24 protein-coding genes and 1 pseudogene are annotated in these 21,382 nt (G+C 38.0%); 6 read left to right on the top strand and 19 right to left on the bottom strand.

The window, feature by feature from the left end; all coding sequences use genetic code 11:
* Positions 1-57 precede the first annotated feature (57 nt).
* The 13 genes and pseudogenes from mug to BLR86_RS23180 all read right to left on the bottom strand — a co-directional run bounded on the left by mug (position 58) and on the right by BLR86_RS23180 (position 11,759).
* A complete protein-coding gene (gene mug, locus BLR86_RS23240; RefSeq protein ID WP_090767505.1) occupies positions 58-555 on the bottom strand; it encodes a G/U mismatch-specific DNA glycosylase in 498 nt (165 codons plus the stop codon).
* 75 nt (positions 556-630) lie between these two features.
* Entirely contained in the window at positions 631-1,200 is a 570-nt protein-coding gene (locus tag BLR86_RS23235) for a YitT family protein (RefSeq protein WP_090767480.1), read from the bottom strand.
* A gap of 84 nt (positions 1,201-1,284) precedes the next feature.
* A complete protein-coding gene (locus BLR86_RS23230) occupies positions 1,285-2,613 on the bottom strand; it encodes a Na+/H+ antiporter NhaC family protein (RefSeq protein ID WP_090767477.1) in 1,329 nt (442 codons plus the stop codon).
* Between the two features lie 99 nt (positions 2,614-2,712).
* A pseudogene (locus BLR86_RS26720) lies at positions 2,713-2,820 on the bottom strand (cell wall hydrolase); the annotation flags it as partial.
* Positions 2,821-2,837: 17 nt separating this feature from the next.
* Complete coding sequence (gene mgrA, locus BLR86_RS23220; RefSeq protein WP_090767474.1) at positions 2,838-3,830, bottom strand: L-glyceraldehyde 3-phosphate reductase; 993 nt, start codon at positions 3,828-3,830, stop codon at positions 2,838-2,840.
* A gap of 91 nt (positions 3,831-3,921) precedes the next feature.
* Positions 3,922-5,802, bottom strand: coding sequence for a ribosomal protection-like ABC-F family protein (gene abc-f, locus BLR86_RS23215; protein ID WP_254782438.1), 1,881 nt, complete (start codon positions 5,800-5,802; stop codon positions 3,922-3,924).
* Positions 5,803-5,944: 142 nt separating this feature from the next.
* Positions 5,945-6,079: an RAxF-45 family protein gene (locus BLR86_RS26905; protein WP_090767468.1), complete on the bottom strand. Its 135-nt coding sequence runs from the start codon at positions 6,077-6,079 to the stop codon at positions 5,945-5,947.
* Positions 6,080-6,193: 114 nt separating this feature from the next.
* Positions 6,194-6,607, bottom strand: coding sequence for a hypothetical protein (locus tag BLR86_RS23205; RefSeq protein ID WP_090767465.1), 414 nt, complete (start codon positions 6,605-6,607; stop codon positions 6,194-6,196).
* 22 nt (positions 6,608-6,629) lie between these two features.
* Complete coding sequence (locus tag BLR86_RS23200) at positions 6,630-7,523, bottom strand: peptidylprolyl isomerase (RefSeq protein ID WP_090767462.1); 894 nt, start codon at positions 7,521-7,523, stop codon at positions 6,630-6,632.
* A gap of 21 nt (positions 7,524-7,544) precedes the next feature.
* Positions 7,545-9,098 (bottom strand): S1C family serine protease, encoded by a 1,554-nt coding sequence (locus BLR86_RS23195; protein ID WP_368086822.1) that lies wholly within the window; start codon positions 9,096-9,098, stop codon positions 7,545-7,547.
* 190 nt (positions 9,099-9,288) lie between these two features.
* A complete protein-coding gene (locus BLR86_RS23190; protein ID WP_175493032.1) occupies positions 9,289-10,707 on the bottom strand; it encodes a sensor histidine kinase in 1,419 nt (472 codons plus the stop codon).
* Positions 10,679-11,380, bottom strand: a complete 702-nt coding sequence (locus BLR86_RS23185; RefSeq protein ID WP_090767457.1) for a response regulator transcription factor — start codon at positions 11,378-11,380, stop codon at positions 10,679-10,681. The genes BLR86_RS23190 and BLR86_RS23185 overlap by 29 nt, the downstream gene beginning before the upstream one ends.
* A gap of 184 nt (positions 11,381-11,564) precedes the next feature.
* Positions 11,565-11,759, bottom strand: coding sequence for a hypothetical protein (locus BLR86_RS23180; RefSeq protein WP_090767454.1), 195 nt, complete (start codon positions 11,757-11,759; stop codon positions 11,565-11,567).
* Positions 11,760-11,994: 235 nt separating this feature from the next.
* Here BLR86_RS23180 and BLR86_RS23175 point away from each other — a divergent pair, with 235 nt between their 5' ends.
* Positions 11,995-12,876, top strand: a complete 882-nt coding sequence (locus tag BLR86_RS23175; protein WP_090767451.1) for a VanW family protein — start codon at positions 11,995-11,997, stop codon at positions 12,874-12,876.
* Between the two features lie 31 nt (positions 12,877-12,907).
* Here BLR86_RS23175 and BLR86_RS23170 read toward each other — a convergent pair whose 3' ends face one another.
* Together BLR86_RS23170 and pssA are read right to left on the bottom strand one after the other, a co-directional pair.
* A complete protein-coding gene (locus tag BLR86_RS23170; RefSeq protein ID WP_254782437.1) occupies positions 12,908-13,177 on the bottom strand; it encodes a hypothetical protein in 270 nt (89 codons plus the stop codon).
* A gap of 152 nt (positions 13,178-13,329) precedes the next feature.
* Positions 13,330-13,821 carry a CDP-diacylglycerol--serine O-phosphatidyltransferase gene (gene pssA, locus BLR86_RS23165; protein ID WP_090767446.1) on the bottom strand — a complete coding sequence of 164 codons (492 nt, stop codon included), beginning with the start codon at positions 13,819-13,821 and terminating at the stop codon, positions 13,330-13,332.
* Between the two features lie 149 nt (positions 13,822-13,970).
* Between pssA and BLR86_RS23160 the strand changes: the two genes are divergently transcribed.
* Positions 13,971-14,222 (top strand): sigma-G-dependent sporulation-specific acid-soluble spore protein CsgA, encoded by a 252-nt coding sequence (locus tag BLR86_RS23160; protein ID WP_090767444.1) that lies wholly within the window; start codon positions 13,971-13,973, stop codon positions 14,220-14,222.
* Positions 14,223-14,429: 207 nt separating this feature from the next.
* On the opposite strand, the gene BLR86_RS23155 is transcribed toward BLR86_RS23160, so the two are convergent.
* The 3 genes from BLR86_RS23155 to BLR86_RS23145 form a co-directional block, all read right to left on the bottom strand.
* On the bottom strand, positions 14,430-14,612 hold the full coding sequence (locus BLR86_RS23155; RefSeq protein ID WP_090767441.1) for a type II toxin-antitoxin system antitoxin: 183 nt from the start codon (positions 14,610-14,612) through the stop codon (positions 14,430-14,432).
* Between the two features lie 13 nt (positions 14,613-14,625).
* Entirely contained in the window at positions 14,626-15,492 is an 867-nt protein-coding gene (locus BLR86_RS23150; protein WP_090767439.1) for an SPFH domain-containing protein, read from the bottom strand.
* Between the two features lie 99 nt (positions 15,493-15,591).
* A complete protein-coding gene (locus BLR86_RS23145) occupies positions 15,592-16,509 on the bottom strand; it encodes a YitT family protein (RefSeq protein ID WP_090767436.1) in 918 nt (305 codons plus the stop codon).
* A 1,278-nt stretch (positions 16,510-17,787) separates the two neighbouring features.
* On the opposite strand from BLR86_RS23145, the gene BLR86_RS23140 reads away from it, so the two are divergent.
* The 4 genes from BLR86_RS23140 (at position 17,788) to BLR86_RS23125 (ending at position 20,058) form a co-directional block, all read left to right on the top strand.
* Complete coding sequence (locus tag BLR86_RS23140) at positions 17,788-18,567, top strand: GNAT family N-acetyltransferase (RefSeq protein WP_090767433.1); 780 nt, start codon at positions 17,788-17,790, stop codon at positions 18,565-18,567.
* A 122-nt stretch (positions 18,568-18,689) separates the two neighbouring features.
* A complete protein-coding gene (locus BLR86_RS23135; RefSeq protein ID WP_090767430.1) occupies positions 18,690-18,893 on the top strand; it encodes a DUF1657 domain-containing protein in 204 nt (67 codons plus the stop codon).
* 81 nt (positions 18,894-18,974) lie between these two features.
* Entirely contained in the window at positions 18,975-19,181 is a 207-nt protein-coding gene (locus tag BLR86_RS23130; protein ID WP_090767427.1) for a DUF1657 domain-containing protein, read from the top strand.
* Positions 19,182-19,197: 16 nt separating this feature from the next.
* Positions 19,198-20,058: a DUF421 domain-containing protein gene (locus BLR86_RS23125; RefSeq protein ID WP_090767424.1), complete on the top strand. Its 861-nt coding sequence runs from the start codon at positions 19,198-19,200 to the stop codon at positions 20,056-20,058.
* 314 nt (positions 20,059-20,372) lie between these two features.
* Here BLR86_RS23125 and BLR86_RS23120 read toward each other — a convergent pair whose 3' ends face one another.
* Positions 20,373-21,341, bottom strand: a complete 969-nt coding sequence (locus tag BLR86_RS23120) for a DMT family transporter (protein ID WP_090767421.1) — start codon at positions 21,339-21,341, stop codon at positions 20,373-20,375.
* Positions 21,342-21,382 lie beyond the last annotated feature (41 nt).

Below are 21,382 nucleotides of genomic sequence, written 5' to 3'. Positions count from 1 at the left end.
CGATATGTGCCAAATCATTGTTTTACGTGCAAACCCGTCAAAATCAATTCTAAACCATCAAATTTCACTTAGCCCCTTATAAATCTCAACGATTTCCTCCACTTTCATCCTCACCAAACCGCTTGATGATGGAGCAACAAAATCAATCGTTCCCGGAACGACCGCTTCCTCCTGCCTCCCCCATGGAACCTTTTTCAGCCCGCTATACTCCTGATACACTCCCTTACCGACGAAACAGACTATTTCTGGCTTCAACTGCTCAATTTTTTTCCGAAGTAATTCTTTCCCCTCTTTGTATTCTTCCCTAGTGATCTCATCCGCTGCTTTCGTCGGTCTTGCCACAATATTGGTAATCCCCATACCCAGCTCTAAGAGTTTCCCATCTTCAACTGCGTCAAATTTCCGAGGAGTCAACCCTGCATCATGCAGTATTCGCCAAAATCGATTATTGGGATTGGCAAAATGATGACCCGTTTCACTAGAACGAATGCTAGGATTAAATCCGACAAATAATATCTTTAAATTCGCTTTTATATGATCATTTACTAATTTCAACAAAATAAACAAACCCTCAATTCCATAAACATTTCTCATCCTATATTACTAAACGTCGATTATTTTTCAAAACGATTAACTCCTCTCATATGAGGTTATAACCGTTGCTAATAACCCCACGATAGACACAATTAACAACGAATATAGTAATCTAGGCTCCTGAAGTAGCAACAGACTCGAGATAATAATAATCGTATCTATCGCATAGGCGATGATTCCCACATTAATCTTTGTCCATTTTGCTAGTAACAAGGCGAGCAGATCCATTCCGCCTGGACTTATGTGATTCCTTAGCATCGTTCCTACTCCAAGACCGACCAAGACCCCTCCAATGATCACCGAACTAATAATCGGTAAATGAAATACATCCTTTAGTGGCATCAAGAATTCAATCATGAAGCCTGAAAAAACAGCCCCAATCATTCCATAGAAAAAATAATCAAAATCCGTTTTATAAGCTAAGAGATAAACGGGAATATTCAAACAAATAAAGGTTATTCCAATGCTGAATTGCCATAGATAATTGAACACCAAACTAATTCCGAACATACCACCATTAATTAGATGAAAAGGCAAAATAAATCCGTTCACCCCGATGCCAATCATCGTACTTCCGAACCCAATTACAGCCAATTTTTTCAGCATGCTACCATCCCTTGTCCAAAGCTCTATATAACAACTTATATGTATAAACAAAGGAGTATATTCACAATAACAAAAAACGGCGCATTAAGCCCCGTTCCCTATCGCAGCTGCTATTCTTTTTGATTTTCGGACATGTTTGAACATGGAAACTCCTAGCGTTAAAAAAGGTAAAACCCATAAAAATAGTGCATAAGGCAAATACTCCAAGATTGGAATTCCAACAATGGTACTGCACATGATCGCGAGCACACTCCATGGCACCATTCCAGGAAAAAGCATCGTCGTATCGCCCATCACTCTAGCTAACTCTACTTTCCCATACTTACTTGTCCAATGCGGTAAAAAAGACCTTCCTGTTAAAATAATCGGGAGCGTTTGATTTGCTGCAATAAAACTAATTAATAAAGTGGCTGAAAGGGTTTTTAACGTGTCACGTGGTAACGAAGTTGACCGTTGCAGCCATTTATCTAAGTAAGGCTGGAGGACATTCAATTCCTCCAATAAACCGTTATATGCACCCGCTAGGGCTAGGAACAGCAATAATTCGTACATATGAAGGAAGCCTCCGCCAAGGCCTTCAATCCCAAACCAAAAAGCATGGGCTATTTCCGAAATTCCAGTTCCCTCAAACAACGTAATAATAGCCGCACAAAGTATACTTGATAGAAAGGCATAAAGAATGCTCAATTGGAACAGAACAAAAAGCAGCAACACAAGGGGTGGAATAAATTTTATCAGTGAAAGCTCTCCCCATTGCAATGGTGCAACATGATTTATCTTAGAAGCAGTAAAGAAATCAAAAGCCCCGTAAAAAAGCAATGACAAAATTACCGCAATAACTGTGGTAAATAACATCGCATTCCATTGTTTTTTCACTGGTAATTCTAATGTATGAGCTAAAAGCTGATGTGCACTCGAAAAAGGAGATGTTCGGTCTCCTACGAAAGCCCCGGAAACCAATGCCCCAGCTACGACCTCTGTCGGTAAATCTAGTATTACAGCAGTCCCCAAAATAGGAATTCCAATTGCACTTAGCGTACCTACTGTTGTACCAAGAAGCATTGAAAAAAGCAGTGCAGTAACAAATGTTAATACAAAAAAATAGTCCGGATGAATAAAATAAAGGGCAATTTTCACCATTTGATCGATTGTCCCTGACAAATACCAAGATGGAAGTATAAAACTGACAAGGAATAAAATAAGAATCACAATCCTAGTCTTATAAACACCTCTGATACTAATCTGCATGATTTGCATAACACTTTGCTTATTCTTTTTCGAAAGAAACACAAGTATAAGATACCCAGGTAGAAACCCAATGACGAGCGGTTGGTGAAACAGTACCGACCAACAAACACCCGCTAGGGTAACTGTGAGTAGCGAAATTAATTGCTTTACTGAAAATCTATCCATTCGATACCAACCTTAATTTTTAATATACCTAATTATAATGAATGCTGAATCTTTCGGAAAGCAAAATAAATAGAGCCGTGTTTTCCGGCTCCATTCATTTTAAAATGTATTATAAATATTTTCGCATTCTTCCCCGGTAGGCTGGTAGAAACAATGTCGCTTAAACCGAGACACAAACGGCTAATCATACCAGGTTTGCGGACAATCCCGCTGTTATAACCGATTTATCTTTTTAAAATGTCTTCTATTCTATTTAATTCTTCTTCAGAGAATGATAGATTTCTTAAGGCAGCAACATTCTCTTCTAGTTGACTGACCCGACTAGCACCGATTAAAGCGGACGTGACCCTTCCTCCCCTAAGAACCCAAGCAAGTGCCATTTGCGCCAGGTTTTGACCACGTTCTACTGCAACCTCGTTTAGCTTTTTCACCCGATTTACAACATCCGCTGTGACTTGCTCCTTACTTAAAAAGGTTTTTGCTTTTGCCGCTCTCGAATCGGTTGGAATGCCGTTTAGATATTTATTCGTTAACAAACCTTGAGCTAACGGAGTAAAGACAATCGAGCCAACTCCATTTTCCTGTAGGACATCCTGTAAACCATCCTCAATCCAGCGATCAAACATCGAATATTTTGGCTGATGAATAACTAGTGGTGTTCCTAATCGATTTAGGATTTTTACCGCTTCCTCTGTTTGTTCCGCATTATAGTTCGAAATACCGACGTACAGGGCTTTACCTTGGCGCACAACTAAATCTAGTGCACCCATCGTTTCTTCTAGCGGCGTATTGGGGTCCGGACGATGGGAATAAAAGATATCAACATAATCTAAACCCATTCTCTTTAAGCTTTGATCTAAACTAGCAATAAGGTATTTTTTAGAACCCCAATCTCCGTACGGTCCTGTCCACATGGTATAACCGGCTTTCGAGGAAATAATCATTTCGTCTCGATATGGTGCAAAATCCGTTTTTACCATTTTCCCGAACATCTCTTCAGCCGATCCAGGTGGTGGTCCGTAGTTATTTGCAAGGTCAAAGTGAGTAATCCCTAAATCAAACGCACCTCTAAGCAATTCTCTACCATTTTCGTATGTATCTATTCCGCCAAAATTATGCCATAAACCTAGTGATATCGCTGGCAATTGTAAACCAGAACGACCGCTTCGATTGTATTTCATCGCACCATATCTAGAATCATCTGCTTGATACACCATAAAAAACCCTCCCTATTTGTACTCACATTCTATTATAAACCTTTTGTGAAAAATAAAGATCCCCAAGCGTTTTTCTCTTGGCGATAAAAGCTTAAACCACATCATCCAACTGCATATATAAACTTTCTCTGACCATTTCCATTTGCTCTAATTGGGTGAATTGTTCTTGAAGCTTTTCAAGTTCTAACTCTGCTTCCATTTGCTGCTTCAAAGTGAGAATTTGGTCTTCCAACTCCTCAAGCTTTTGTTCGATATCTACAGCCACATTCTTGACAGGGACGACAACGCTTTTTGGCTTACCATCCTTTTTGGGGGCAACTTTTTGTTCAAGCTGATCCACCTTTACAGCATTTAATTTTCCTTTTGCCCAGTCATAATTACCATCAAAGAAATGAACCGTTCCAGCTTGGAGCCAATAAATTTTCGTAAACAGTTTATTGAGGAAATAACGGTCATGTGACACAGCCAAAATCGTGCCATTAAATTGCTCTAATGCTTCTTCCAAAACCTCACATGAATCAATATCGAGGTGATTCGTCGGTTCATCAAGGATTAGAAGATTAATATCCTGATACATCAGCTGTGCAAGCCGGAGGCGCATTCTTTCGCCACCGCTCAATTGCTGGACCTTACGGAAAACCGCTGGCCCGTAAAATAAGAACCGCGCTAAAATATGTCGTGCTTCCCCTTCACTTACACTTACTTCTGAACGGAAAACATCAATCACTTTTTCATCGCCAATCGCATTAAACACATGTTGAGATAAGTAACCGATCTTCACATTACTACCAACCTTAACGATTCCATGATCACTTTCGCATTCACGAAGAATCATCTTTAATAGTGTTGATTTCCCCGTCCCGTTTTCACCGACAATTGCTGCCCGATCCTTGTACTGAACAAGCATATTTACTTTTTCAAAAAGCGTCCGGCTGCCAAAGCTTTTCGAGACATCTTCAAGCTTGATGACATCTTTTCCGCTCCGGTCATTGGCTTCAAAATCAATGGCCATTTTTTTAACATCAAGCTTCGGACGTTCTAGTTTTTCAATTCGGTCAAGCGCCCGCTGCATATTCGTGGCTCGCTTATGAAGCGCTGCGCTTGGTGGATTGGCACGGTTGGCCCAATCCCGAAGCCGTTTAATCGCTTCTTTCATTTTTTTAATTTTCCGTTGCTGCTCCTGGTATTCCTGGAACTCCCGTAACAACCGCTCTTCCTTCTCTTTCACAAAGCCGCTGAAATTTGTATGGTACAGCTCTATTTCGCCATCCTCCATATCGAGTATCTTTGTTACTACTTCATCTAAAAAATACCGATCATGGGAAATCAAAATAATCGTGCCTGAATACTCCTTGAGGAATGTACCTAACCACTCAATCGCCATTAAATCTAAATGGTTGGTCGGTTCATCTAAAAGCAGGAGTTCAGGTTTCTTTAATAAGCTCAAGGCCAGGCCAACCTTTGTCTTTTCACCGCCGCTTAATAGTGAAAACGGCTTATCTATCAAGTCTGTTATGTTTAAACCATGTGAAACACGGTCCATTTCTGCATCCATTTCATAACCGCCATTTAGGATGAAATCATCTTGAAGCTTTCCATATTGATCCATTAGTCTTTGTAATTGGGTAGGGGTTAGCTCCTGCCCCATTTCAACCTCCAATTGCTGAAGTTTTGATCCTGTCTCAACCAATTGTTCAAATGCTGTTTTTAAAACTTCCTTGACGGTTAAGTCTTTATAATCTGGAATTTGGGCAAGGTAGCCGATTTTCAGCCCCTTTTTCCAATGGATCACTCCACCATCCACACTTTCTTGATTGGCCAGGAGTTTCAGTAACGTTGTTTTCCCGCATCCGTTCCGGCCAACCAAACCGACCCGATTTCCTTCGTGAACTTCAAAAGATAAATCTTCAAAGATACTAGTTCCCCCAAATGATTTTGCTATATGATTAACACTACATACGATCATGTTCATTCTCCTTTTTTTGAACACTCTCTTTAACATAAAAAAAGCAGGCATCGATAGATACCCGCGCATTTTGAAAAAATGGCATGAAAAAAGAGTGCTAAAAATGCACCCTCTTCTAACCTATTTTTATCATGGGTAAAGAGATGTGTTATCGTTCTATTTTCAATTTGCAGTTTTGAAAAAAGGGCAGACTCCCCCCTTGGAAAACTACATCATGAAAAATTGCACGGCACAAATATAGCGCTTCAAGCAACTGTACACGTACAAAAATAGAACGAACCATCTCTTTACACCTCCGTTTCAACTCAAGATACTTCTATTGTAATAATTACAAGCCACCATTGCAAGCCTATTTTTCTGACAAATCGAAAGGTTTTAACTTTTACCTTACAATAAATTAATGAAGATACTTCTTCCTCCCGCCAAACCTTCTCCGGTAGACAAATTTCCGAACATCCTCTTCCGTTATTTTTCCGTCATAGGCTGCAAACAATAAGGACTGCAGATCTCGATAATGCTCCATAACAAATAGGGCGAACTGCTTCCGTTCGCCCTTTGCCTGTTTTTTAAATTCATCATCATTGAGTATATCCTCAATTTGATCTTGATAGAAGGACTTCGTATCCTCCCATTTTTGCATTCGGTTCTCCAAAATGTCGCGGGCGTACTCTGGCAATTTTTCAATAACCAAATCAATATATCCTTGTGACCACATGACCATTTTGTCTTTTTCAGGTAATTCCATGACCATTTTCATCAGTTCGACATCATCCACTTCATCACTTGCTGCATATCTTCCGACCTGATTCACCACTTTCACCTCTACCCAAGAATTATCCGACTATACTTGCAAGGGAATTTTCAATATCATAATCCTTTTTCTTTCCTTCCAGCCAAATGGAATATTCTGATTGCATTTTTTGATTCATCAAAGTTTCTTTAATATCCGCTTTACTGTCATCAAAATTTGCTTCTTTCGCTTCCTTTTTTTCTTCCACTTTAATAATATGATACCCATAATCAGACTTTACTAGGTCACTAATTTGATTCATTGGTAATGTAAAGGCTACATCCTCAAATTCTGTAACCATTGTTCCTTTTGGAAAAAAACCAAGCTGACCGCCATTTTCCTTAGAACCCACATCCGTTGAATATTCCTTGGCTAATTCTGCGAAATCGGCTCCATCGGTTAACTTTTGTTTGATATCTTTTGCAATGGCTTCATCTTCGACAAGAATGTGGCTTGCTTTTACTTGTTCAACTTCACCAAATAAATCTTTATTTTGATCAAAATATGCCTTTAATTCTTCATCGGTAATCTTGATTTGTGGTTCAAGTAGTTTTCGTAATGTTAAATAATTTTTCAGATCCGCCTTAAGATCATCCAGCGAAGTATTATTTGCTTTAAGCATCTGGGTAAAAACTTCTTCACCACCGTAAGATGTTTTTAATTTATCCACTTCACCATTTAACTCTGCATCTGAAATGATAATTTTTTGCTTTTTTGCTTCTAAAGCAACAATTTTTTCTGCAATGATTTGTTCAACTGTGTCTGGACCATACTGTTTTACCATTTTTTCGTATAGCTCATCTTTACTAATGGCTTCGCCGTTTATTTTTGCAATTGCTTTGTCGTTTGTTAATGCCAAGCTTAGAAACACTCCGATTGCGAGGATTAGTACTACGATAATTGAAACCAATTTCTTATTTTCATTAATAAAAGCCATTTGTTTGAATACTCCCTTAGATTATTTCGCCAGCTTGACGTTTACCGTAATAAGCTTCCCGTCTCGATAAACTTCAAATTTAATTTCATCGCCGTTTTTCACATCAGCGTATAAGTATTTTCTTAACTCTGAGGAGTTGGCGATTTTCGTGCCATTCATAGAAACAATCACATCCTGCGCTTCAATTCCTCCGTTAGCTGCGGCTGAATTGGGTTCAACCGCTGTAATCATGACCCCATCTTTCACATTTTCAGGAAGGTTCCCCCAATACAATTTCGGCACTTCCGCTAAATCAGCAAGTCCGACGCCAAGATATGGCCGCTCAACTTTTCCTTTGTCAATCAACTCATTCACAATGGGAATAAGGTCATTACTTGGGATCGCAAAACCTAGCCCCTCCACTCCGCTCTCGGAAATTTTCAAGCTGTTAATACCAATAACTAATCCTTCAGGGTTAATTAAAGCACCACCACTATTTCCAGGGTTGATGGCGGCATCGGTTTGAATAACGTTTGTTTCCCATTTTCCCGCTGAAGTAGAAACGGCAATACTCCTATTGACCGCACTAATGATTCCTTGGGTAACCGTTCTTGAAAAATTAAGTCCAAGTGGGTTCCCAATGGCATACACTTCATCCCCAGGTCTAATCGTTGCGGAATCACCAAACTGAGCAGTCGCCTCAACGTGTTGACTATCAATTTTTATGACGGCCAAATCGGTTAAAGCGTCTGTACCCACAATTTCAGCACTTACCTTTTCACCGTTATATAATGAAACCTCTAGTTTTGTCGCTCCCTCTACCACATGGTTATTGGTAACAATATAGGCAATGTCTTTATTTTTTTGAAAAATAACCCCTGATCCAGTACCCCGTTCAACATTTTGAGAAGAATTACTTCCGTAAAAACCACGGTTTTGCTGCTGCTGGTAATTAACAATCCCTACAATTGTTTTTGACAGTTGCTCCACGGTGTCCGCAATCGATGATGATGATTTTGCAGAAGTTGGCTGTGCTGTTACTGTATTTGCCTCTGGGTTTGTATTTTGCAGAGATATTCCGTTTGACTGACTTTCAGCATTACTGAAATGATCCATATAGTTTGTAAAGGGTAGAACTGTCAGCGTCAATACAGAGCCCACTACCCCTGCTGCTACCATCGAGACAAAACCTTTTACCTTTTTCTTCTTTTTCTTTGAACTGTTTTTTAGCTCTACACGATTGGTAATTGGTAGCGATTCATCCGTTGCCTCTACCTCCTTACTTTCAGGCCCTGGTTCACTTGAAGTAACAATCGATTCCCGCTCGATTTCTTCATCATGTTTGGTTGTAGTTTCAGATCCTTCTGGATTGCTATCATGGATGTTTGATTCTTCTGGCATGTCGTCATGGACGATTGATTCTTCCGGTTTCTTATCATGAACAATTGATTCTTGTGGTTCGATGTCATCAACGTATGATGGTTCTGATTCAGTGGCGTGGATATTGGACCCTTCCAGCTTTTCATTTGAACCTTCTTCAAAAGGATTTGGGCTGGTATTCTCATTCTCATGTTCGAATTCATCTTTGTAATTCATACTCTTTCTACTCCTTTACACTAAAATTGTGTAATTTATTCTTATATCTATACTTTAGCCAATAAATATGAAAAAACTGTTAACAAACTATATCAGGAAATGGAAATATTTAAGAAAAATATGATAAAAAACACCCCGTAAATGCTAGATTGGTGTCTAACTTTTACGGGGCATATCAGATCTCTGCTGCTTAGTGTTTTAATCTTATGGTGAATTTAGTTCCTTTTCCTTTTTCACTTTGTACATCAATCTCTCCGTTATGAAGAAGGACGAGCTGCTTTACAATCGATAACCCTAGTCCAAAAGCCCCATATGGATTACTAGTCCTCGAGATTTCTGCTTTGTAAAAGCGGCGCCAGATGTTTTCAACTTCGCTCGGATCGATGCCAATGCCAGTATCTTCTACTTCAATGATGGTCTCATTTTTTCCGCTTTTTCCCCGGATCCAAATCGTCCCATCTGAAGTAAATTGAATACTATTCTTTGTGATATTAATGAGAATTTGAACAAGGCGGTCATAATCCGCATTGACCATCACGTCTTCAGCAGCCTCCACATAGATTTGAACATTTTTCTCCTCTGCTTGTGCAGCCAATTGCTCCTGAATAATTTCTAACACTTCTAAAAGCTGGATATCTTCTCGATATAATTGAATTTGATTCGACCTTATTTTTTCATAATCTAGGTTTTCATTTACAAGTCGAATTAACCTTTTTGCTTCCTGACTCACTAAATTGATTCCTCGTTCCTTATCTTCCTCAGGAATCATGTCATTTTTTAAACCCTCGATTACTCCACTTATTGTCGTTAAAGGTGTCCGCATTTCATGAGAAACATCCGCCATGAATTGCCGTCTGCGATTTTCTAAGCTTTCAATTTCTTCCATCGAGTAATTTAGTTTTTTTACCATATGGTTGAAATCATTGGCCAATTCGCCGATTTCGTCAAAATTTGACGACGGCACATGTACATGGTAATCTCCCGCTGAAACTAATGATGTTGCTTCACGGAGCCGCTTTATCCGGTTAACATGAATTTTTGATAGAAGCCAGCTAAGGAAAAATGAGACACCGAGTGCAATCAGAATTGTATAGATTAAAAATTGATTCACCTGACGGATCATGTCACTTGAACCACTGATAGGCGAGGTTAACAAGATTCCTCCAATAAAGTTACCGTGGTCTACATAAGGCAAGACAACAAAGGTAACCCCCTGGTCAAATCGTTTATAATCACTTTGGACGATAATCGTTTTCCCGTTTTTAATTTTTTCCCACTCGGCTGGGTTTAACTCGATAGCCGGTCCACCTCTTCCAACCGTATAAAGATTAGCCTCTTGATCAAACATACTAAAGCTAATTTTTCTTGATCGTAATACATTATTATATTGATTGATAATTTGATCCGTGAGATGTGGATTACGGTCAATATCTGAAATGATCACTTTTCCATAGGAAATCAATTCGTCTGCTTTATTCTCATACACTAAATTCCCGACATAATGGGCAAACAAAAGACTTAAGACGAGAAAAGCGACAATGATGATACTAATATGGCTGATAAATTGTTGAAAAATATAGTTAATTCTTATCTGTCTGAGCCGACTCATCAAACTTATAACCTACTCCCCATACAGTGTGGAAGAATGGCTGTGCAGTGGTTTCTACCTTTTTTCGCAGTCGCTTAATGTGAACGTCTACGGTTCGTTCATCACCATAGAATTGATAGCCCCAAACCCGCTCAAGCAGTTGTTCTCTAGAAAATACCTGCCGAGGATGTTCAACCATATAATATAAAAGGTCAAACTCTTTCGGCGTAAGGTTTGTAACAGAAGTTCCATCCACAAGGACTTCTCGAGTATTTTTACTTATTTTAAAATGTTCGGTCTGCAGGTAATCATCGTGCTGATTATGAACTTGTGTTTGATACCTGCGTGTGACCGCTTTAATTCTCGCCATCAGGGTAAGCGGGCTAAATGGCTTTGTCACATAGTCATCTGCTCCCATCTCTAAGCCAAGAACTTGGTCTGATTCTGTATCCTTCGCCGTCAACATGATAATCGGAACGGTGTATTTCTCTTCTCTGATTTTCCGGCAAATACTTACTCCATCCATTCCAGGGAGCATCCAATCGACAATCAAAGCGTCCCACGTTCCTGATTTGAAGGTGTTATACCCTTCCAGTCCGTCATTTACAAAGGTCCCTTTAATTCCTTCCTTGGCAAAAAACATTTCAATCATCGAACATACACTTGTATTATCCTCGATCACGAGTATTTTCAATGTTCATTCATCTCCTAGCAAAAACTCACCTTTTCTCCAGTTTATAACATTTTTCTTACATATCAACTATATCGCGAAATCTTCCCGAGGATTTAATAGTTTGTTCATAGTTTGTTAATACTCCATCTTTAGCAATTCAAATTTTATTTCTACATATTATGAATGAATGCTAGACAGAAAAATATTAATATCTCTTTATTCCCCTTTTTTGTTTATTCATTACTTCAAATGATTTTTCGATAATATCGGTAAGAACATCACCTTTATATACCCGACCTAATTTAAGGTTTTCTTGATAGTACTCAACAATCTCGTCTAGTTTATCTGATGTGTCTTTTGTAATCCTTACATTTAATTGAATCCTTCCATTTTCAGCCAAAAGGGACACTCCTATCTTTTGTATAGCATACTGCTAGCACTTTGCTTAATTCGTGTTATTACTTGATTATATACTATTATTCTCCCCTTTTAACAATAAAAGCTAAATAAAGAAGGATACATATTTTCCACAGTTACACTCCTTCTAATTAATTGTTAATGGATTAATAAATTAACCTCCTTTTACATAAAAAAACAGAGTTTGCCTCAAATTATTGTGAGGAGGTTTGTAGGTTATGTCTTTAACATGGTTATTTACTGGATTATTTTTGATTCACCAAGCAATCCCTCATCCCGGCGTGGAAATTACAAAGGAAGGAAAACCTATTTCCATTATCAATAAAGATGAATATTCTATCGGTGACCCAAACTATATAATCTTGGATACCAAAAAATATGATCGTCTGTTAGACCGATTCGATAAACAGTTTTCAGTAGAACCCATCGATGCAAAATTGGATCAGTATGAGAATATTATTCCCGAGCAAGTCGGACTAAGGTTTAATCGTCAGGGATTTACCGAGAGATTCTATTCCTATTTTTTTGAAAATAGATATGCTACTATAGAAATTCCCATTTACCCGGTATATCCTAAAATAGATAGTGAATTACTATCCGATATTCGCAGCGTTCGAATTGGCCGCTACATAACTTCTTTCAATCCTAGAAACAATAACCGCTCTACCAATATTGAATTGGCAGTGAAAGCGATCAATAATCATGTCGTCTTTCCTGGAGAAACATTTTCTTTTAATCGTGTAGTGGGTAAGAGAACGGTCGAAAAGGGTTATGAAAAGGCAAAAGTGATTGTGAGGGGAGAATATGCTGAAGACATTGGCGGTGGTATTTGTCAGGTTTCATCAACCTTGTTCAATGCCGTCGATAGTGCCGGACTAAAAATTGTCCAGCGTTTTTCCCACAGCAGACATGTATCGTATATTCCACCAGGACGTGATGCAACCGTAAGCTGGTATGGACCCGACTTTGAATTTAAAAATATCTATAATCAACCGATCATCATCCAAGCTAGAACAATGGGAAATCTCTTGGTCATTAAGCTTTTTTCTTCCGATGTCATTGAATATCAGCCTAAGAAAGTCCCCTTCCCACCATTATGAGAAAGTCCGCATTTAAAAATGCGGACTTTCTTTAGTGTTTTTTATCATTTTCTAATGCGCTCGCCAATAGCTCTTCAGAAAACTCTGTAAGTGCTACGTTATTCATTTGATTTACGTTAGTCATGGGTTTGAAGCTATGGAGTAGATTTTGAAACGGTTGTGTATTATATTTTCGCTTTCCTCTTGTTATTCCGAAAACGGCGGCACTTATTCCAAGTCCAAGAATAGATGCCCACATGGTTCCTCTACTCTTTCGTTTCTTACCAAACAGATTGTATAACGGATTCATCCTATTATTCATCCAAAGCGCTCCTTCATCTAACATGAAATGGCAAGGGAAATCAACCCTTCCATTAGCTTAATCTTTACATATAAGCGAAGAATATGTTTGGGAAACATCAGGTAAATAGTAATTAGTTTACAAAATCAGAATCAATAAGTACCCATTCATTTTTATAGCTTCTTTATTCGAATGGGGCTTACCATTAGAATCGACAATAATATGGTAATCAAAGCATTGCTATACAGAAATATCGTCATACAAGCCATTATTAGCCCCGCAGCTGTGATCGGCAGTCCCATATAAAAGCCTCTAGTTGGTTTGACATTAAATTTCGCCAACCGCAACGCACCTGTTGTCGGAAATAACATAAATGCGAAGGTTGTTAGGAGTGATGGAGGTTCTAATGAGTAAAATAGAAGGGCTGGGGCAACACCAAGACTGACGATGTCTGCTAATGAATCAAGTTCAACTCCAAATTCACTGTTCACCTTCAACTTCCTCGCCAGTCGACCATCAAACAAATCAAATATCACCGATAAGAAAATAAACATCGACGCCATTTGCATATATCCATTCATATTGAAAGTAATAGAAAAAACTCCAGCTAATAAATTTCCAATGGTAAAAAAATTAGGTAAAACCTTCACCATATGGTTGATCAAGCAGCCCTCCTTTTTGTGATTAATTCTTCGCTTTATAAATTACTTCTTCTATATTCTGCTCAATATTAAAAAAGTGAGTCCCTTTTATCATGAAGGTATAGAAATAATATTTCTTCAAATGATAAAAAAATGAAAGGTGGGTTAAATACATGGATAAAACATTGGGATACTTACGTGAAATCTTATCAAATTACAATGACGGGCATAATGAGGGCAGGCAAATATATCACAAGTTATCGGAAGGAAATTTTACGTCAGAGGGTGACTTTGTCCGGCATTTAAACCAGAAAGAGATCAACTTTTTGAATAAAATTCTCCCTAATGAAATTAATTATGCTAAAGAAGAACAAGATGAAAAAAGAGCACATGAATTAAATGAAGTATTCGAACTGCTATACTAGAAAAGAGAAAATAAAAAAGAGATGCTAGGAAAATATCTAACATCTCTTTTTGGGAAATATTGAAGAAGCAAGTAGAATTATTCCCTAGGTAAGCGCATACAACGACAAAAGATGAGCTTGATGCGGTCAGTTTCTTCACTTGTCGACAGGAAACGCGTAGTTTTTTTCAATTTTCTATCACCTAACAAAATAACTGCTTGGTAAAAATTATTCCTCATCTTTCCTGCCGGGTTTTTTAGATTTTTTTAGTCTCCCTGAATCTTTTAAAGCCTTTTTAATAATTATTTCTATCTGCGCATTTACACTGCGGAATTCATCTTCGGCCCATTTCTCAATTGAGTCATAGATTTCTTGGTCAACGCGCAGTAAAAATCTTTTTTTCTCAGCCACTTACATCACAACCTTAATGGATACTTCCTGTATTGATGATCGGTTGGCTTCCCTTATCTGATACCAAAGCTACCATTAAATTATTTACCATTTGAGCTTTCTTTTCTTCGTCAAGCTCGACAATTCCTTCTGTGCTTAATTGGTCAATCGCAGATTTAACCATAGAAACAGCACCCTCAACAATTACTTTTCTAGCCGCCAACACTGCTTTAGCCTGTTGTCTTTGCAACATTGCATGAGCGATTTCGCTCGAATAAGCTAAATGCATAATTCTTGCTTCAATGATTTCCACACCTGCAAGCACCAGTCTTTGTTGGAGATCCTTTGTTAATTCATCACCGACTTCATCAGAATGCTGACGCAAAGAGATCTCATAATCATTGTTAAAATTGTCATAAGGATATTGACTGGCAATATGACGCAGTCCTGTTTCGCTTTGTGTATGCACGAATTCTTTATAATCCTCTACGTCAAAAACAGCTTTTGCGGAGTCAAACACCTTATAAACCACTACTGCTGCAATTTCAATTGGATTTCCTTCCAAATCATTTACCTTTAACTTATCACTATTGAAATTAATTACTCTAAGAGAAACGTTTTTTCTTATTGTTAAAGGGACTGATAACCAAAAACCCTCATGCTTGATTACCCCCAAATAGCTCCCAAACAGGGTAAAAACCTTTGCTTGATTGGGTTGAATAATGGTAAAACCAGAGAGTAGGAGTACCGCTACTAAAAGGGATAGTATAGTGCCAACTAGCATTAATAAATTCTCACTCAGTATAAATTGCCTAACACTAAATACGGTTATTACTGCAAATATAAGAAAAACGATAACACCCAAGAATCCATTAATTTTAAACATCTCTTTTTCCTTCAATTCAATCACTCCCTTGAAAAATAATATCTTTTTGTTATCACAATGATATCACTTTAATATTAATGATGCAATATAAAAAAGCCGCCTAATGGCAAGCTTTTAATGGATGTCCCTTTTCTTAAATCTTCCTCCCCGTACCTCAGCAATGTCGGCAACGGCCAAGAATGCATTTTTGTCACTTTCTGTTACAATTTCCTTCAGCTTTGCTTCTTCAAGACGATTGATGACACAAAATATTACTTTCTTTTGATCACCAGAGTAAGCTCCTTCTCCATTTATATACGTAACACCACGACCAAGCCGATGCATGATCGCTTCGCCAATTTCCTGTGAATTGTCACTAATAATCCATACTGACTTAGATTCATCAAGACCTGTAATGGTAATATCAATGGTTTTATACGCAACAAAATACGCTATTAGAGAATACATGGCTCGGTCCCAAGAGAAAACAAAACCTGCACTTCCGAGGATAAATAAATTAAAAAACATAATAATTTCACCAACAGAAAATGGAAGTTTCTTATTAAATAGGATGGCAAGAATTTCTGTGCCATCCAAAGAACCACCGTAACGGATAACCATTCCGACACCAATACCGAGTACAATGCCCCCAAAAACGGTTGCAAGTAAAATATCTTGGGTAAATGCAGGTACTGGATGAAGTACGGCGGTACCAATCGACAGAATGATAATTCCATAAAGAGTGGATAATGCGAAGGTTTTTCCAATTTGTTTGTAACCGATAAAGAAAAAAGGGATATTAAGAATAAAGATAAAAATTCCTAATTTCCAACCTGTTAGATATGAAAGTATAATCGATATTCCTACAATCCCGCCATCAATAACATGATTGGGTACAAGAAAAATTTCTAATCCTACAGCCATTAAGGTAGCGCCTAAGGTAATGAGCATAATTCTTTGAATAATTTTACTAGTTGGTAATCCTCTGTGTTGAACTTTCTCTAAAACCACATTCTGTTTTTTATTTAATCCCATATTTGGAATTCCTGACATTATCTTGCCCCTTTCATTATCTGTTTTACATTTATTATAACAGGAAATTTATAGTATTTTGAATTTTTATGCATCTTATTTCACAAGTTTCCTAAATAGTACTACTTTCGCGAAAATAGGCTGTGTTAAACTAGGCTGTTGATTTGTGCTCCAGGCGCTTCGCTTTCCGCAGGCGGTTTTGGAAGCCTCCTCGGCGCTAAAGCGCCTGCGGGGTCTCCCCTGTCCCGTCCTCCTGCAGGAGTCTCGCGCCTTCCGCAAAAATCAACATAGTTATTAAATCAACATTTACCTTTACCACAGCCTAAAAATAAAAAGAAGCCGCCTCAAATTAGAGACAGCTTCTTGGGATTTTAACCTCTTAGGGGACCCAACCATTACATTAGCCACATTAGTTTTTTCCACTTCTTTTCAGTCATTTTTTATGAATGATTGGAAGGATAAAACAGTTAGCCAATGGGTGTTGTTCCGTTGAAGGAATTAATTCACATAGAATTAATGGAATTCAAATCCCTTTAAAGAAACAAATTTACCGATAGATTACCGATGGACTCAAATCCTTTTATTTGGATCAGCTTCTTGGCAATGTATGATTTGTATTGGTTTCAGGTTTGATAAGAATAACGATAAAGATTATTCATTTATCAGATATTGTTATCTGTAAACGAAGCATACCTTTTTAGGTGAGCATCTTTATTCAAATTTTCAGGAGCAAATAGTGACTTTCTTCTATTTGTTTCGTTATTGGTTTTATGATTCTTCTTTTCTTCATTACTTTAGGTTTCTTCACTAATGGAAGCTTCCATAATAATTTTAAGAAGGACCATTTGGTTTGAGGAATTTATCTACGTACTTTTTACATAGGTAGATAAATTTTGCTTTACTCCCAATTCCCAATAACTTTTGTCCCTTTCATTTGAATGAAGTGATTTCCTCTATCACTAAAAAGAAAGCTTTGTTAGGTCTTACACCCTTCCAACGCAAGATACATCGCTCCACCTGCCAAATATGACAAAGGCAAAACCTTTACTAGTCGTTCACAAACGGAACGAACACGGATGGTTGAGTCTCCTAAGAAGTTAATTTTTTTATTTATCTTTTACACTTATAGTATATCACCATAAACGTTCCTTAACACAGAGTGTTGTGACGAATTGGTGAACTTTTCAAAATTACTAGACTATTAAAAATTCCTATATTATATTAAACTATTAGTTTTTTTGATTGTCATTTTGTTATGATTTATTTAAGCTTTTATAAGCACAGGAGGAGAGTAATTTCATGAGGAAACTAACGAAACTTGACCATGAACGGGTTCTATCCTTTTTACGTGCTGAACCTTCCATTAATTTATTTATCATCGGGGACTTAGAAGCGTTTGGCTACGATACTGATTTTCAAGATATTTGGGCAGAATTTGATGAACAAGGAGAAATAATTGCCGTTCTTCTCAGGTTCTATCAGTCGTTTATTCCTTATGCAAAAGGAGATTTTAATGTTTCGGACTTTGTCTCGATTATATCTTCATTTCCAGAGCCTCACCTGTTATCTGGAAAAACAGAAATCGTCGAGAAATTTGAACCTTATAAAGAGCTGCATCTAGGTAAAAAACAAGAAACCTTTTTTGCTGAATGTACGAATACCAATTACCTTGATCGTTCTAACTTGGACATTAAAAAGGCTGACATTGCTGATATTGACCGAATTTTATCCCTTCGCAGATCCATTGACGAATTTCATATCAGAGATGATGCGCGCGAAATGTTACTTACATCCATGATGTCCAAGACAGCAAGAACATATTTCACTGAAGAAAATGGCTTAATGACCGCTTGTGTATCAACTGCAGCAGAAAATTCCATGTCTGCTATGATTGTTGGTGTCTGTACCAGAAAAGAATTTCGTCGAAAAGGCTTAGCAACAACCATTATGCAAAATCTTATCAGTGATGTCTTAAATGAATGTAAAGTCCTTTGCCTATTTTTTGATAATCCAGAAGCTGGCCGTATCTATAAACGACTTGGTTTTAAAGACATTGGTATGTGGACGATGTACCGGTAACGCAAAACTCCCTTTGGGGAGTTTTTTATATCCTAACTAACATCTTCTTCCAAACATAATTTTTTCGTTTCTTCACATATTAGTTCTGTAATGCATTTTTAACAGAAAGAAGGAGTAAATCCATGACAGTTGGAACACAAGTGAAACAAGCATTAGCAGGCTTAAAAAGTGCACAAGCTAGTTTTGAAACCTTTGCGCTGGCAACTGATAATCAAAATGCTAAAAAGCTCTATCAGGATGCGGCTCAACAAACTCAAACCGTCTTAGATAGTCTTGAACCACGACTTCAAGAAATAGTAGCCGAAGAGCCTCAATACAATCAATAATCAATAATATAACTAGGTTGGCACATCTGCCAACCTAGTTCGATTTCATTACAATATCCATTTAGGGAAGGAAGATCATTCATGACTATTGCTGCTAGTGTAAAACAATGCCTTTCATCAATAAAAGGAATTGAGGCACAATTATCGTCACTTGCACTTAATTCTGTAGATGAAGGAGCAAAAGACGTATTCCACCAAACAATGTTAACCATTGTTGATGTTAAAAAGGATTTGCAGAAACGTGTTTTAGAACTTGAACGCCTTGAGCCACAGTATAAAAGTTCCTGAATTGAGGTGAGAAAATATGGTAGACTCGCTTGATGTCCTTATTCGTTCCTTTGTCTTCTTAGCACTTTTATTTTTTATTACGAAAATACTGGGAAAGAAGCAAATCTCTGAGCTTTCTTTCTTTGAATATGTATCTGGGATTACTATCGGCAGTGTTGCCGGAGTAGCAATAACAGGTCTTGAAAAAAATATGTTTCATGGGATTATGGCCATTCTCATTTTTGGCTTTGTTACCCTTTTAGCTGACATTTTAACATTAAAAAGTAAATCGTTACGGGACATTGTTGAAGGAAGAGCGACTGTCTTTATCAAAGAAGGTAAGGTATTAGAGGAAAATCTAAAAAAAGAAAAATACACCATTGACGAATTATCTTCACTTCTTCGCCAAAAAGATATTTTTCGGCTCTCTGATGTTGAATTTGCAATACTAGAACCAAGTGGAACGGTAAGTGCATTATTAAAGAGGGAAAATCGCCCATTAACTCCTAAAGATTTGAATATGAAAATGCCGGCGGAAAAAGAACCACAGACCGTGATCATGGATGGTAGCATCATGGATGAGGCGTTACGGTCTGCCGGCAAGAGTAGAGGTTGGCTTAGCACGGAATTGGAAAAGCTTGAGGTTACTCTTGATAATGTGTTTATAGGTCAAGTGGATTCATATGGAGAATTAACGTTAGATCTTTATGATGATAAAATCCAAGTTCCCTTACCTTCCCAGCGCCCGCTTTTATTGGCGACGCTAAAAAAAACGCAGGCAGATTTAGAGATTTTTTCTCTTGAAACCCAAGACGAACAAGCAAAAGACATGTATAAGAAAAATGCAAAAATAGTTCAGGATGCAATCGATAAATTGACCCCATATTTGAGCAATTGAACATGATGAAGGACAAAACTCTTGATCTGCTACCGAGGTTTGTCCTTCATAACCAGGATGAAAGACATTCCTCATGCTTCCCTACCCCGAATTGTCCTTCATAAGCTGGATGAAAGACATTTCTCCTGCTTTCCTACCCCGAAATGTACTTCATAACCAGGATGAAAGACATTTCTCATGCTTTCCTACCCCGAAATGTCCTTCATAACCAGGATGAAAGATATTTTTCCTACTCTCCTACCACAAATTGTCCTTCATAACCAGGATGAAAGACATTTCTCCTACTCTCCTACCCCGAAATGTCCTTCATGAATCTATGCACTTACATTTTTCTTGTTAAGTGCATCGCCTTTATGCGACACAAAGCTATGTAGGACCATCCCCGCCATTACAAGGAACATTCCTGCCCATGAAATAACTGTTGGAAATGCGGCTTTCAAAAACAGAAGCTCTCCAGATACAACAAATAAGACTTCTAGTGACTGCGTAGCTTCAACGGCTCCTAATTTTTGCATATTCCCCCGCACCAGATCGGTCGCTTGAAAAAATAAAATTGTCGCAATTACCCCTGAAGTGATCGCTACGAGTCCCGATTGAACAGATTGTCCGATACTTGGAGATCCAGCGGTGAATAAGCCATAAATAGCTAGAACAATCCACAATGGCATGCTTGCAATCGTCATTCCTAAAACGCGTTGAAAAACATCCAGTCTTCCCCCACAGACATCCATCATTTTCCTATTTCCTAAAGGGTAAGCAAAGGAAGCAATGATTACAGGGACCACGCCTAACATTACTTCTTTGAGTGAAAGCATACCTGCATGTTCTATCTGAATAAACATAATCCCCAGCAAAATAATCATTGACATAGCCATTCCCTTGATAGGAACTTTTCCTTTCACCTGTACTGGCCCCATTTTAGTTATTACGGTTTCAAAAAAAAGCGGAGCCAATAAAGAACCGGAAATAATCGTAACTTGCCAAGTGGATGCGATTAACCAACCTGGTGCATAGGCTGCTGAAAAACAAAGCGGACCGTAAAATAGTCCAAAACCTATAAAGCTCCATACAAACCAGGCTCTAGGATCTTTTTTCATTTCTGCCATCAATGGCCTTAAATTTTTTCGCCATAAAACAAGGAGCAACAGAAAAGGGATCATAAAGAAATAGCGAAGTGATGCACTCCATATCCAGCTGCCTCCATCCAACTCCATGGATCGGTTCATGATAAATGTAAAAGCAAAAAAGAATGCTGCCAGAATGCCAAGGATTATTGGACGCATTTTTCATATTACCCCTTTTTTCTAAAAATTCATCCAACGAA

It is taken from the genome of Bacillus sp. OK048 (genome assembly GCF_900103525.1).
Taxonomy (GTDB): Bacteria; Bacillota; Bacilli; order Bacillales; family Cytobacillaceae; genus Neobacillus.
Note: the sequence above shows the minus strand (reverse complement) of the source record. Positions and strands in the feature narration are given on the sequence as shown.